The sequence below is a fragment of the Enterobacteriaceae endosymbiont of Plateumaris consimilis genome (assembly GCF_012563145.1).
Classification (GTDB): domain Bacteria; phylum Pseudomonadota; class Gammaproteobacteria; order Enterobacterales; family Enterobacteriaceae.
In genome coordinates this window covers 201,706-216,176 of record NZ_CP046230.1, presented here as the reverse complement: position 1 = coordinate 216,176, position 14,471 = coordinate 201,706, and the positions used below count along the sequence as shown (strand labels likewise).

General features: G+C 22.7%; 11 protein-coding genes and 1 tRNA gene. 9 read left to right on the top strand and 3 right to left on the bottom strand.

Translation table 11 applies throughout. The features are described 5' to 3' along the window. Window positions 1-135 precede the first annotated feature (135 nt). Complete coding sequence (ilvC, locus tag GJT81_RS01005) at window positions 136-1,611, top strand: ketol-acid reductoisomerase (RefSeq protein ID WP_169785488.1); 1,476 nt, start codon at window positions 136-138, stop codon at window positions 1,609-1,611. A gap of 93 nt (window positions 1,612-1,704) precedes the next feature. Here the strand turns inward: ilvC and lpcA are convergent, their stop codons facing one another. After that, on the bottom strand, window positions 1,705-2,292 hold the full coding sequence (gene lpcA / locus GJT81_RS01000) for a D-sedoheptulose 7-phosphate isomerase (protein WP_169785487.1): 588 nt from the start codon (window positions 2,290-2,292) through the stop codon (window positions 1,705-1,707). Between the two features lie 159 nt (window positions 2,293-2,451). Between lpcA and carA the strand changes: the two genes are divergently transcribed. The 5 genes from carA (at window position 2,452) to fabA (ending at window position 9,837) form a co-directional block, all read left to right on the top strand. Beyond that, window positions 2,452-3,612: a glutamine-hydrolyzing carbamoyl-phosphate synthase small subunit gene (gene carA, locus GJT81_RS00995; RefSeq protein ID WP_169785748.1), complete on the top strand. Its 1,161-nt coding sequence runs from the start codon at window positions 2,452-2,454 to the stop codon at window positions 3,610-3,612. Window positions 3,613-3,614: 2 nt separating this feature from the next. Next, a complete protein-coding gene (gene carB, locus GJT81_RS00990) occupies window positions 3,615-6,833 on the top strand; it encodes a carbamoyl-phosphate synthase large subunit (protein WP_169785486.1) in 3,219 nt (1,072 codons plus the stop codon). Between the two features lie 130 nt (window positions 6,834-6,963). Beyond that, on the top strand, window positions 6,964-7,968 hold the full coding sequence (ygfZ, locus tag GJT81_RS00985) for a tRNA-modifying protein YgfZ (protein WP_169785485.1): 1,005 nt from the start codon (window positions 6,964-6,966) through the stop codon (window positions 7,966-7,968). A 140-nt stretch (window positions 7,969-8,108) separates the two neighbouring features. Further along, the gene (locus tag GJT81_RS00980; RefSeq protein WP_169785484.1) at window positions 8,109-9,164 is read left to right on the top strand and encodes an OmpA family protein; all 1,056 of its coding nucleotides are present in this window, start codon (window positions 8,109-8,111) and stop codon (window positions 9,162-9,164) included. A 172-nt stretch (window positions 9,165-9,336) separates the two neighbouring features. Further along, window positions 9,337-9,837 carry a bifunctional 3-hydroxydecanoyl-ACP dehydratase/trans-2-decenoyl-ACP isomerase gene (fabA, locus tag GJT81_RS00975; protein WP_169785747.1) on the top strand — a complete coding sequence of 167 codons (501 nt, stop codon included), beginning with the start codon at window positions 9,337-9,339 and terminating at the stop codon, window positions 9,835-9,837. Between the two features lie 23 nt (window positions 9,838-9,860). Here the strand turns inward: fabA and GJT81_RS00970 are convergent. Continuing rightward, a tRNA-Phe gene (locus GJT81_RS00970) sits at window positions 9,861-9,933 on the bottom strand. A 91-nt stretch (window positions 9,934-10,024) separates the two neighbouring features. Continuing rightward, window positions 10,025-11,299, bottom strand: coding sequence for an anaerobic C4-dicarboxylate transporter family protein (locus GJT81_RS00965; RefSeq protein WP_169785483.1), 1,275 nt, complete (start codon window positions 11,297-11,299; stop codon window positions 10,025-10,027). A 260-nt stretch (window positions 11,300-11,559) separates the two neighbouring features. Between GJT81_RS00965 and GJT81_RS00960 the strand changes: the two genes are divergently transcribed. The 3 genes from GJT81_RS00960 to efp all read left to right on the top strand — a co-directional run bounded on the left by GJT81_RS00960 (window position 11,560) and on the right by efp (window position 14,309). Beyond that, on the top strand, window positions 11,560-11,853 hold the full coding sequence (locus GJT81_RS00960) for a co-chaperone GroES (protein ID WP_169785482.1): 294 nt from the start codon (window positions 11,560-11,562) through the stop codon (window positions 11,851-11,853). Window positions 11,854-11,922: 69 nt separating this feature from the next. Further along, a complete protein-coding gene (groL, locus tag GJT81_RS00955) occupies window positions 11,923-13,578 on the top strand; it encodes a chaperonin GroEL (protein WP_169785481.1) in 1,656 nt (551 codons plus the stop codon). Between the two features lie 155 nt (window positions 13,579-13,733). Further along, the gene (efp, locus tag GJT81_RS00950) at window positions 13,734-14,309 is read left to right on the top strand and encodes an elongation factor P (RefSeq protein WP_169785480.1); all 576 of its coding nucleotides are present in this window, start codon (window positions 13,734-13,736) and stop codon (window positions 14,307-14,309) included. Window positions 14,310-14,471 lie beyond the last annotated feature (162 nt).

The following is a 14,471-nucleotide window of genomic DNA, read 5'->3' as shown; positions in this document are numbered from 1 at the left end:
TATTTTTATTATATAAAATACTTTTTATAATAATTTTATTAAATTTTAATGTCAGTTATTAATATTAATATTAAATAATAATTTTATAAATAAATATATTTATAGTTTAATAATTATTTATATAAGGTTATAAAAATGAAGAATTATTTTAATGAATTAAATTTTCGTGAAAAATTAAAAAATTTACAAAAATGTAGATTAATGAACTTTAGAGAATTTCTTAATGGAATTAATTATTTAAAAAATAAAAAAATAGTTATTATAGGATGTGGAGCACAAGGTTTAAATCAAGGACTCAATATGAGAGATTCTGGTTTAAATATATCTTATGCTTTAAAAAAAAAATCTATTAAAAATAAAAATTTATCTTGGGAAAAAGCTTATAAAAACAAATTTATAATTGGTTCATACAATGAATTAATTCCTAGTGCTGATTTAATAATTAATTTAACTCCTGATAAAAATCATAGTCAACTTTTACAAAACATAAAAAACTTAATAAAACCTGGTGCTACATTAGGATATTCTCATGGTTTTAATATTGTAGAAGAAGGTGAAAAAATTCCTAAAAATATTAATGTAATTATGGTTGCTCCAAAATGTCCAGGAACAGAAGTAAGAGAAGAATATAAACGTGGTTTTGGAGTACCATCATTAATAGCTGTACATCAACAAAACAATTATAATAATAATAATGGATTAGAAACTGCAAAAGCTTGGGCTGTTGCAATAGGAAGTCATAAAGCAGGTATATTAGAATCTTCTTTTATTGCAGAAGTTAAATCTGATTTAATGGGAGAACAAACTGTTTTATGTGGTATGTTACAAACTGCATCAATAATATTATTTAATCAATTAATTAATCGTAAAGTAAATAAAGAATATGCATCACAGTTTATCCAATTTGGATGGGAATATATTACTGAATCCTTAAAACAAGGAGGTATTACTTTAATGATGGATAGATTGAATAATAAGAGTAAAATTAGAGCTTATGAACTTTCTTTAATTTTAAAAAAAATTTTTAAACCATTATTTAGATTACATATGGATAATATTATTTCTGGAAATTTTTCTAAAGAAATAATAGAAGATTGGAATAATGATAATAAAAATTTATTAAATTGGAGAAAAAAGATAAGAAACAATAAATTTGAGCAAACTTTAGCTATTAATAATATGATTCATGAACAAGAAATTTTTGATCGTGGACTCATTATGGTAGCTATAGTTAAAGCTAGTGTTGAGTTATCATATGAGATAATGATAGAAACAGGAATTTCACCAAAATCAGCATATTATGAATCATTACATGAATTACCATTAATTGCAAATACTATTGCAAGAAAAAAATTATATGAAATGAATAAAGTCATATCTGATACAGCAGAATATGGCAATTATTTATTTTCTAATAAAGCTATGCCTTTATTAGAAAATTTTATGAATAGCTTACAAAATGAAGATTTGGGTATTGTAGATATAGAAAATATATCTATAAATAACAAATATTTATTAGATATTAATCTTATTACTAGAAATCATTCAATTGAAAAAATTGGTTATATATTACGTAAATATATGACTGATATGAAATGTATTTCAAAATAATTAAAATTTTTACTCTCTTAAATTATTTAAGAGAGTAAAAATAACATGATTAGTAAATAATTTATGTAAAAAATATTTAGTGATATATCTAGATTATATTTTTTTACTCATTAATTTTTCAATTAATAATATTATTATATGAATTACTTTAATATGTATTTCTTGTATTCTATCTGAATAACCATTATAAATTACTGATATTTCTGCATCAATTAAATTTTTTATTTTACTTGAAGAATAGTTACCATTCAGTAATATTACTTTCATATTTTTTTGTTTTGCAGCATATAATGCATTAATTATATTAATAGAACTACCAGAAGTGGTTAAAGCAAATAAAATATCGTCAGGTTGGCCTAATGCTTCTATATAACGAGAAAAAACAAATTCATAACCATAATCATTACTAACACAAGAAAAATGAGATACATCTGATATGCATAATGCAGGATATGCAGATCTTTTATTTCTGTATTTCCCAGTTAATTCTTCTGCAAAATGCATAGCATCACAATGTGAACCACCATTACCACAAGAAATAACTTTATTATTACTTAAAAAAGATTTAACAATTAAATTAGCTGCTAATTCAATATTATTAATGTTTTTAGTATTTTTGAGAAAACTTTTTAAAACATCAGATGCAGATAATAATTCTGAATAAATAATCTTATTATACATTATATAGTCTTTATTAAAAAATTTTTAAATTTAGATAATTAATTTTAAAAAAATCATTTTAACTTATATAATAAAATTTAACAATAATTGTTAATAAGAAATATATATAAATATATGATATTAATTTTAATAAAATTAAATATTTTGGAGGTTTATTTGATTAATAATAAAGCACTTTTAATAATGGAAGATGGAACAAAATTTTTTGGTAAATCTATTGGAGTTAATGGAATAGTTATAGGAGAAGTAGTTTTTAATACATCTATGACTGGATATCAAGAAATACTTACAGATCCATCTTATTATAAACAAATTCTTGTTTTTACATATCCACATATTGGGAATATTGGTGTTAATAAAGAAGATGAAGAATCATCTAAAATTTATCTAAAAGGACTTATTATTCATAATTTATCTATAATATCAAGTAATTATAGAAGTCAAAACACTTTAGATGTTTATTTGAAAAAAAAAAATGTAGTTGCTATTTCAGATATTGATACTCGTCAATTAACACGTTTATTGCGTAATAAAAAAATTAATATTGGATGTATTATTACGAATATAGAAAACGTTGATTTTCAATATATTATGAATAAAATGAAACATTTTTCAAATTTACAAGAATTAAATCTAGTTAAAGAAATAACAACTAATAATAACTATTCTTGGATAAAAGGAAATACTAATTATCAAACAATTAAAAAAAATATAAAAAAAAAATCTTTATTACCCATGAATATAATAGCATATGATTTTGGGATTAAAAAAAATATTTTAAATATTTTAGTAGATCGTGGATGCCACGTAACAGTTATTTCTGCTTATACAAGTTTTAAAAAAATTATAAATTTAAATCCAGATGGAATTTTTTTATCTAATGGGCCAGGAAATCCTGAATCATGTTTTTATGCTATTTCTTCTGTAAAACAATTATTAAAAATAAATATTCCAATATTTGGTATATGTCTTGGACATCAGATTCTTGCACTTGCTAGTGGTGCTAAAACAAAAAAAATGGTTTTAGGACATCATGGAAGTAATCATCCTGTAAAAAATTTAAAAACTAATAAAATATTTATAACAACACAAAATCATGGATTTACAGTAGATACAAATAATTTACCAATTAATTTAAAAATAACACATAAATCATTATTTGATAATACTATACAAGGTATTCATCGTATTGATAAACCTGCTTTTGGTTTTCAAGGGCATCCTGAAGCCAGTCCAGGTCCTCATGATATTTCTATATTGTTTGATTACTTTATAGAATTAATTCAACAATATTGTTTAGAAAAATATAAGAGATTATAATAATGCCAAAAAATATTAATATAAAAAGTATTATGATTTTAGGTGCTGGACCTATAGTTATAGGACAAGCGTGTGAATTTGATTATTCAGGAACACAAGCTTGTAAAGCTTTAAAAGAAGAAGGATATAAATTAATTTTAATTAATTCTAATCCAGCTACTATTATGACAGATCCTGATATTGCTGATATTACTTATATAGAACCTATACAATGGGAAATTATAACTAAAATTATTAAAAAAGAAAAACCTGATGCTATCTTACCAACTATGGGTGGACAAACAGCTTTAAATTGTATTTTAGATTTAAATAAAAATAATATTTTAAATAAATTTAATGTAAAAATTATTGGAGTTACTATTGAAGCAATTCATAAAGCTGAAAATCGTTATTTGTTTTCAAAAATTATAAAAAAATTAGGTTTAAACACAGCTATTTCTAAAATTATTAATAATATTGATGATGCTATTAACTTTGTTAATAAAATTGGATTTCCATGTATTATTAGACCATCTTTTACTATGGGTGGTAGTGGTGGTGGTATAGCAAAGAATTTAAAAGAATTTATACATCTTTGTAAGATAGGCATGAATTTGTCTCCTAATAAAGAATTATTAATTGATGAATCTTTAATAGGATGGAAAGAATATGAAATGGAAGTAATAAGAGATAAAAATGGAAATTGTATTATTATATGTTCAATTGAAAATATTGACTCTATGGGTATTCATACTGGAGATTCCATTACTGTTGCTCCTGCTCAAACTTTATCTGATAAAGAATATCAGAAAATGAGAAATGCTTCTATATCAATTATGAAAGAAATAGGAATTGAATCAGGAGGATCTAATGTACAATTTGCTGTTAATCCTAAAAATGGAAAATTAATAGTAATTGAAATGAATCCTCGTGTGTCACGATCATCTGCTTTAGCTTCTAAAGCAACAGGATTTCCTATAGCAAAAATATCAGCAAAATTATCTGTAGGATACACATTAGATGAATTAATGAATGATATAACTAATAAAAAAATTTCAGCTTCTTTTGAACCTACTATTGATTATGTAGTTATAAAAATACCAAGATTTAATTTTGAAAAATTTACTGGAGCTAGTGATAGATTATCTACACAGATGAAATCTGTGGGAGAAATAATGTCTATAGGAAGAACATTTCAAGAATCTATTCAAAAAGCCTTACGAAGTTTAGAAATAGGAATTAACGGTTTTACACCTATAATAAAAAATTTCAATAAAAAAAATTTAAATCTTATTTTACATGAATTAAAAGTACCTGGACCTAATAGAATTAGATTTATAGCTGATGCTTTTAGATTAAATATGTCAGTAAAAGATATTTCTTATTATTCTAATATAGATCCTTGGTTTTTAGCTCAAATAAAAGAAATAATTATTATTGAAAATAAAGTAAAATCTTTAGGTATAAATTATCTAAAAAATAAAAATAATTTTTTTAACTTAAAAAAAAGAGGTTTTTCAGATTCTAGATTAGCTGATTTATTACAAATATCTGAAAATAAAATACGTAATTTACGTTATAATCATAACTTACATCCAGTCTATAAAAGAGTAGATACATGTGCAGCAGAATTTGAAACTAACACTGCGTACATATATTCTACTTATGCAGTAGAATGTGAATCTAATCCCAGTAATTATAAGAAAAAAATTATAATTTTAGGTAGTGGGCCTAATAGAATTGGACAGGGAATAGAGTTTGATTATTGTTGTGTCCATGCTGCTATGGTATTACGTGAAAATAATTTTGAAACTATTATGGTTAATTGTAATCCTGAAACAGTATCTACTGATTATGATATTTCAGATCGTTTATATTTTGAACCAATTACTTTAGAAGATGTGTTAGAAATTATTAGAATAGAAAAACCTCAAGGAGTTATTGTACAATACGGAGGACAAACTCCATTAAATTTAGCTAAGTTATTAGAAAATCAAGGAGTAAATATTATAGGTACAAGTCCATCTTCTATTGATAAAGCTGAAAATAGAAAAAAGTTTCAATATATTGTTAAATCTTTAAAATTAAAACAACCAAAAAATTTTATTGTATATAATTTAAATGAAGCAATAGAAAAATCTAAAATAATTGGATATCCTATAGTAATAAGACCTTCTTATGTATTAGGTGGGAGATCTATGGAATTAATATATAATATAAATGATTTAAAAGAATATTATAATATTAACAATGTTCCTGTTTTATTGGATAAATTTTTAGATAATGCAATAGAAGTTGATGTAGATGCTATTTGTGATAGAAAAAATATTTTTATTGGAGGTATAATGGAACATGTAGAACAAGCTGGTATACATTCTGGAGATTCTGCTTGTTCTTTACCTACAAACAATCTTAGTGATTTTATTTTAAAAAAAATTAGATCACAAGTAAAAAAAATAGCTATAGCAATTAATATTTGTGGTTTATTTAATATACAATTTGCTATTAAAAATAATGAAGTTTATTTAATAGAAGTTAATCCAAGAGCTTCACGTACTATTCCATTTATATCTAAAGCTATAGGAATACCTTTAGCTAAAATAGGAACATTAGTAATGGTAGGAAAATCTTTAATTGATTTAAAAATTAAAAAAGAAATTATTCCTAATTATTTTTCTGTAAAAGAAGTAGTATTTCCATTTAATAAGTTTTATGGTGTAGATCCAATTTTAGGTCCTGAAATGCGTTCAACAGGAGAAGTAATGGGTATTGGGTATTCTTTTGCTGAAGCTTTTGCTAAAGCTATGTTAAGTATAAAAATTAATATAAATAAAATTGGTTCAGTATTAGTTTCTGTTAGAGATCAAGATAAAATTGCAGTAATTCCATTAATAAAACAATTAATTCAATATGGTTTAAAAATTGATGCTACAAATGGTACTGCTAAATTTTTACAAAATAAAAATATCAAAGTTAATATTGTAAGAAAAGTAACAGAAAAATCACCTAATATTATAGATTTTATAAAAAATAAACATTATAATTATATTATTAATACTACATCAATTAAAAGTTCTATTGAAACATCTAAACTAATTAGAATATCTGCTTTAGAAAATGGTATTCATTGTGATACAACAATTAATGGTTCTAAAGCTACAATATTAGCTATGAGAATTAATTCTCAAAAAAGAATATTTTCTTTACAAGAAATTCATAAAACATTGATTAAAAATTTATAGAAAATAAATACATTTATTTGTTATAATATTTCTTATATGTATAATTTTAAATATTACTTTTTAAAAATAAATATATTTTATTATTTCAAATAATATATTATAATGAATAAATAAATAATTTTAATAAGATATGTTTAATATAGAAAAATATTTTTTTTATAAAAATAATGTTGATTTTTCCAATGATATATTAAAATTAATTTTATTAGATACATGGAGTTTCATAATTATACAAGGACAAGATAGTAAAATTTTTTTACAAAATCAACTTACAATAGATATTGATGAATTAGATAATCATCCGTTATGTTTTTTTAATGCATTACATTGTAATGTTAAAGGAAAAATATTAACGAATATGCATATATTTAAATATAAATATGGATATTGTTATATCGTTAAAAAAAATATTGTTAAATATTATTTAAATCAAATAAAAAAATATAGATATATTTATAAAATAGATTTTTTATTACAGAAATCACAAATTCTTTTAGGAGTATCAGGAATTAATTCTAACAAAATATTATCTCAAATATTTAATAATTATGATTTTAGTTCTAATAAACAAAATTTATTTATTTATAATAATAATATTTTTTTAAAATTTATGAGTCCTATAAAAAGATATTTTATGATTTTAGATAAAAAGCATGCAAAACTTTTAATAAAATATTTAATAAAGAGAAATATCTTAGTATATGATAGTGATCAATGGACTAAATTTTATATGGAAATAGGTTATCCTATTTTTAATAAAGATAATAGTATTAAGTTTTTTGCTCAAGAATCTAATATGGAAGTTTTTAATGCTATTAACTTTAATAAAGGATGTTATTTAGGACAAGAGATAATTAGTATTTCAAAAATTAGAAAAAAAAAAAATAAATCACTATTTTTATTAGAAGGGTCCGCTAATTTTATGCCATCATTTTATGATGAATTAGAATTTTATAATAATCAAAAAAATGATATTTATAAAATATATTCAAGAGGAGGTATATTATCTGCAATAAAATTTAATAATAATATTATTTGGATACAAGCAATATTAAAGAAAGAATTCCAATTCTCTTCTTCAATAAAATTAATAAAAGATAAACATAGTAATTTTTGTATTAAAAAATTTAATTAGTTAAATAAATTTTATTTACAAACAATAAATTATTAAATCAATATTTATATTATAATTAAATTGATCATTTAAAAATTAAATATTTATGTGTTATTAATTTTTATTATATGGTTGTTTAGTATAATAATAGGGATTGAAAAATGAAAAAAATAGTTATTATAGTTTTTACAGTATTTATTAGTTTTTGTTATAACATAAATAATGTCATAGCTAATACTGTTAAGAATAATTGGTATTTAGGATCAAAGATTGGATGGTCTCAATATGACAATCTTTTAGGATTTTCCAATACAGAAAAAAATGATTCAAAAGTCAATAAATTAGGTAGTGGATTATTTATAGGATACAAAGAAAATAATATTCTAAATTTTGAACTAGGTTATGATTGGTTAGGATTAGTTTCTCATAAACAAAAAAATTTGATTAATTTATTTCAAGCACAAGGTATACAATTATCTGCTAAAATTATTTGTCCGATTTATGGAAGTTTAGATTTTTATAGTCGTTTAGGAGCTATTGTTACACGTATAGATGTTAAAAAAAATAATCATACAGAATATTTTTATAATGCTACTCCATTATTGTCTTTAGGAGGTGAATATAAACTAAATAATAGTTGGTCTTCTAGATTAGAATATCAATTTACAAAAGAAATTGGTAATAATGATATTATTGGTCAAGAAACTAATAATTCAATGTTAGTATTTGGTTTATCATATTTGTTTAATAAACACAAATCTACTGAAATAATTGATAAAATTTTTGTTAAAAGATTAAATAATCAACGTTTTCATTTAAAATCCAAAATATTTTTTAAATATGATGATTTTACTTTACAAAATAGATCTAAAATGATGTTAAATCAGGTTGTTCATAAATTAAAATTTATTCAATATCAAAATCATTATGCTTATATAATAGGATATGCTGATTTTATTGGTAAAAAACAATATAATTTATCTCTTTCTAAAAAAAGATCTGATATAGTATCAAAATATTTAATTTTACAAGGAATACCAGAAAAACATTTATATATCCAAGGATTAGGAAGTACTAAATCAGAAAATCATACAAATTGTAAAAAAATTAAAAATTATAAATTATTAAAAAAATGTTTAGCATCAGATCGTGTTGTAGAAATAGATATTACAGGTTATTATGCTCATTTATTAAAACCTTTTTTTACAAAAAAATAATTCTTTAAATTTTAAAATGAATAAATAAGTAATACAGAAATATATATTTCTGTATTACTTATTTAAGTATAAGAAAAAATTTAATAAATTATTAATATTTAATATATTAAATATTAATTTTAAAATCAGTTAATATTAATTTTTATAAGTAATATTAATACAAGATCATTTAATAATGTGTAAAAAAAATTTTTTTTCTAAAAAAGAATTAATAATTGCTAGTTATGGAAAACTATTTAAATATACAAATCCTAAATTATCCTCAAATAAAATGTTGTTAATAGATAAAATTGTTAAAATTACAAAATATGGAGGAAAATATAACAAAGGATACATAGAAGCAAATTTATATATTAATCCTAAAATATGGTTTTTTTCTTATCATTTTATTGGTGATCCCATAATGCCAGGATGTTTAGGATTAGATACAATGTTTCAATTAATTGGATTTTATTTAGGATGGATAGGTGGTAACGGTAAAGGTAGAGCTTTAGGAGTAAAAAATGTAACATTTATTGGAGAAATTTTACCAACATCTAGAAAAGTTACTTACTTTATTCATTTAAAACGTGTAATTAATATAAATTATTTAATTGGTATAGCAAATGGAGTAGTTTCAGTTGACAATAAATTAGTATATAAAGCTAATAATTTAAAAGTTGGTTTATTGTAATATAAATATTCTATAAAAATAAATGCCCGAAGGTGGAATTGAACCACCGACACGGGGATTTTCAGTCCACTGCTCTACCAACTGAGCTATCCGGGCATATAGAATAAGGTTTATTATGACAATAATTACTATCTAACGTCAATAGTTTATTATTAATAATAAAAATTATTTTTTTAATAATCAAATTTTATAAAATTAATGTTACTATAAAAAAACTTAATATAATTGATAAACCGGTAATCATAATTCCAGGAATTAAAAAAGAATGATTAAAAATATAATTTCCTATTTTAGTTGATCCAGTGTCATCCATTTCTACTGCTGATAATAAAGTTGGATATATTGGAAATAAAAAAAGAGCTGAAACAGCAGTAAATGATCCTATTATAATTTTAGGAGAAATACCTAAAGTAATTAAACTTGGAATAATTGCTTTAGTTGTCGCAGCTTGAGAATAAAACAAAGATGTTATAAAAAATAAAATGATAGATAACATCCAAGGGTATTGTTCTACTATATTTAAAATAATAAATTTCATTTCATGAAAATGAGATCTAATAAAAGTATCACCTAACCAAGATACACCCATTACACAAATACAAGCATTAATTCCTGATTTAAAAATTTTTGTATCATTAATTTGTTTTATTTTAATTTTACATATAATCGATATTATTAAAGCAGTTGTTAACATAAATATTACTGTTGATTCTGTTCTTGATAAAATTTTTGTTTCTTTAAAAAATACATAATCACATAAAACATTATATGTAAGTATTACTACAATTCCTATTAAGAATAACAAAATTGAATTTTTACCATTTTTTTTATTTTTTAATTTTTTATTAAAAGAAACATTATTGGTATGTAATAAATTTTTATTTTGATTATTAAATAAATTAATTATTATTGAAGTAATTAAAATTGATATAAATGTTGATGGGATTAAAATTATTAATAATTGATTATAGCTAATTCCTAATGGATCTAATATTTTTGATAAATATATTAATGATGCAGATATTGGTGATGCTGTAACTGCTATTTGAGATGATACTACAGATATTGATAGTGGATATACTGGTTTTATACCATTTTTTTTAGATATTTTAATAATCACAGGAAATATTGAAAGTGCAGTATGTCCAGTTCCTGAAAATAAAGTAATAAAATAAGTCATTAAAGGAGAAAGAATAATAATATATTTTTTTTTTCTAGATAAAATTCTATTCATGTAGAATACTAAATATTCTATACCTCCAGACAATTTTACAGTAGAAATTGCAATTATTACAGATAAAATAATTTCTATTACATCAAATGGAATATTACCAATTTTGTTATGAAAAAATATTGTTAATATTAACACTCCAAAAGTTCCAAACAAACCTAATGCCATACCACCTAATTTACATCCTAAATATATGAGTAGTAAAATAATAATTAATTCAACAAAAATCATGATATACCTTTTATTTTAGTTTTATTTATATTATTTAAAAATAAAACAATATAGTTATAAACTACACTTTTTATAAAAAAAATTCTATTTCTCATTTTTTTTTGATAAAATTATCATATAATGAATTATATTTAAAATTTTTTAAAACATAGGCCTTGAAACAGATAAAATATGTCCTTATCTTTCAGGTCACCTTACTTAATAAAATAAAATAATAGTGATTAATAGTTTTTGAATATATCTATCTAAAGGAGAATTTAATGAATATTCGTCCATTACATGATCGTGTTATAGTTAAACGAAAAAAAATTGAAACTAAATCTTCAGGTGGTATTGTATTAACAGGTTCTGCTGTTGGTAAATCTACACGTGGTGAAGTTTTAGCTGTAGGTAAAGGACGCATTTTAGATAATGGTCAAGTAAAACCATTAGATGTAAAAAAAGGAGATATAGTAATATTTAATGACGGTTATAATGTTAAAACAGAAAAAATTGACGATAAAGAAATACTAATAATGTCAGAAAGTGATATTTTAGCTATTGTTAAAGAATAAAACATTTTTATATAAAAAATGTTATTAATAATTTTAGTTTAATTTAAATGAATTTAAGGAACATTTAAAATGGCAGCTAAAGATGTGAAATTTGGTAATGATGCACGTGTAAAAATGTTACGTGGTGTAAATTTATTAGCAGATGCTGTAAAAATTACTCTTGGTCCAAAAGGAAGAAATGTAGTTTTAGATAAATCATTTGGAGCACCAGCTATTACTAAAGATGGAGTAACAGTAGCTAGAGAAATTGAATTGGAAGATAAGTTTGAAAATATGGGAGCACAAATGGTCAAAGAAGTTGCTTCCAAAGCTAATGATGTAGCTGGTGATGGAACAACAACGGCTAGTGTTTTAGCACAAGCTATTGTTAGTGAAGGATTAAAAGCTGTTGCTGCTGGAATGAATCCTATGGATTTAAAAAGAGGAATAGATAAAGCAGTAATAGCAGCAGTAGAAGAGTTAAAAATTCTTTCTGTTCCGTGTTCTAATGCTAAAGCTATAGCTCAAGTAGGAACTATTTCTGCTAATGCAGATGAAGCTGTTGGTGATTTAATTGCACAAGCTATGGAAAAAGTAGGTAAAGAAGGAGTTATTACAGTTGAAGAAGGAAGTGGATTACAAGATGAATTAGATGTTGTTGAAGGAATGCAATTTGATAGAGGATATTTATCTCCTTATTTTATTAATAAATCAGAATCTGGAACAGTTGAACTTGAAAATCCATTTATATTGTTAGTTGATAAAAAATTATCTAATATACGTGAAATGTTACCTATTTTAGAAATGGTAGCTAAAGCAAATAAATCATTATTAATAATTGCTGAAGATGTTGATGGAGAAGCATTGGCTACATTAGTAGTAAATACTATGCGTGGAGTAGTAAAAGTAGCTGCAGTTAAAGCTCCAGGTTTTGGAGATCGTCGTAAAGCAATGTTACAAGATATAGCAATTTTAACAGGTGGTAATGTTATTTCTGAAGAAATTGGTTTAGAATTAGAAAAAACTAAATTAAATGATTTAGGACAAGCAAAACGTATTGTAATAAATAAAGATACAACTACCATAATAGATGGTATGGGTAAACAAAATGATATTTCTGGTCGTGTAGTACAAATCAGACAACAAATAGATGAGGCTACTTCAGATTATGATCGTGAAAAATTACAAGAACGTGTGGCAAAATTAGCTGGAGGAGTTGCTGTATTAAAAGTAGGTGCTGCTACTGAAGTAGAAATGAAAGAGAAAAAAGCAAGAGTAGAAGATGCATTACATGCTACTAGAGCAGCTGTAGAAGAAGGAGTTGTTGCAGGTGGTGGTGTTGCATTAGTTCGTGTTGCAGAAAAATTAAAAAATTTAACTGGTCAAAATGAAGATCAAAATATGGGTATTAAAGTTGCGTTAAGAGCTATGGAAGCTCCATTGCGTCAAATAGTATCTAATTCTGGAGAAGAACCATCTGTTGTAGCAAATAATGTTAAAGATGGTCATGGTAATTATGGTTATAATGCAGCTAGTGAAGAATATGGTGATATGATCAAGTTTGGTATTTTAGATCCAACTAAAGTAACACGTTCTGCTTTACAATATTCAGCTTCTGTTGCAGGTCTTATGATTACTACAGAATGTATGGTAACAGATTCACCAAAGAATGAAAAATCTGAAATGAACACACCTTCATCTGGTATGGGTGGTGGTATGGGTGGTGGTATGGGTGGTATGATGTAATAATATAAAAAAACATATTTTTATATTATATTTTAAAATTAATAGTATAAATTATTTAGTTGTTTTGCTGTGCTTTATCAAAAGCACAGCATTTATTTATTATTTTAAAATATATTAATATTTATAATAATATGTATTGTATAGGTTATAAAATAATGATTAATTATTCTAGTAATAATTTTAAAATTGGTATGAAATTTATATTTTTGAATGAACCATATTTTATAGAATCTAGTGATTTTGTAAAACCAGGTAAAGGCCAAGCATTTGTTAGAATTAAAATGCGTAATTTAATCAATGAAAAATTAATTGATAAAACTTTTAAATCAACTGATTCTCTAAATACTGCAGATATAGTAGAAAATGATTTATTGTATCTGTATACTGAAAAAGATAATTTTTATTATTTTATGTATAAAAAAAGTTTTGAACAAATCATGATTAGTAAGTTCATTATAAAAGATAAATATAAATGGTTAGTACCTAATCAAACGTATAATATAGTGTTTTGGAATGAGTCTCCTATATTTATAAATTTACCGAATTTTATTAAGTTAACAGTTATTAATACAAATATGAATGTAAAAAGTGAAACAATAAATAGTGTTAATAAACAAGCGATTCTTAGTAATGGAGAAATAATTAAAGTTCCATCATTTATTAAAGTAGGTGATAAAATTAAAATAGATATTAGATATAAATCTTATATTTCTCGCATTAAAAATAAATGATTAATTATAAACATAATAATTAATGATTTAAAATATAATATTTTTATAAAATATTTACTATTAAATCCAATTTTATAAAACAAAAATAATTAATTTCTTAATTATAAAAATTATAAAATAAAATAATTCATTATTATATAGAATTAAAATTTAATTAATGAT

Bases quoted from the DNA above. Each gene is read 5' to 3' on its own strand.
- carB (WP_169785486.1), top strand. From the start codon at position 3,615: ATGCCAAAAAATATTAATATAAAAAGTATTATGATTTTAGGTGCTGGA.
- ygfZ (WP_169785485.1), top strand. From the start codon at position 6,964: ATGTTTAATATAGAAAAATATTTTTTTTATAAAAATAATGTTGATTTT.
- groL (WP_169785481.1), top strand. From the start codon at position 11,923: ATGGCAGCTAAAGATGTGAAATTTGGTAATGATGCACGTGTAAAAATG.
- lpcA (WP_169785487.1), bottom strand. From the start codon at position 2,292: ATGTATAATAAGATTATTTATTCAGAATTATTATCTGCATCTGATGTT.
- ilvC (WP_169785488.1), top strand. From the start codon at position 136: ATGAAGAATTATTTTAATGAATTAAATTTTCGTGAAAAATTAAAAAAT.
- GJT81_RS00965 (WP_169785483.1), bottom strand. From the start codon at position 11,299: ATGATTTTTGTTGAATTAATTATTATTTTACTACTCATATATTTAGGA.
- GJT81_RS00980 (WP_169785484.1), top strand. From the start codon at position 8,109: ATGAAAAAAATAGTTATTATAGTTTTTACAGTATTTATTAGTTTTTGT.
- GJT81_RS00960 (WP_169785482.1), top strand. From the start codon at position 11,560: ATGAATATTCGTCCATTACATGATCGTGTTATAGTTAAACGAAAAAAA.
- efp (WP_169785480.1), top strand. From the start codon at position 13,734: ATGATTAATTATTCTAGTAATAATTTTAAAATTGGTATGAAATTTATA.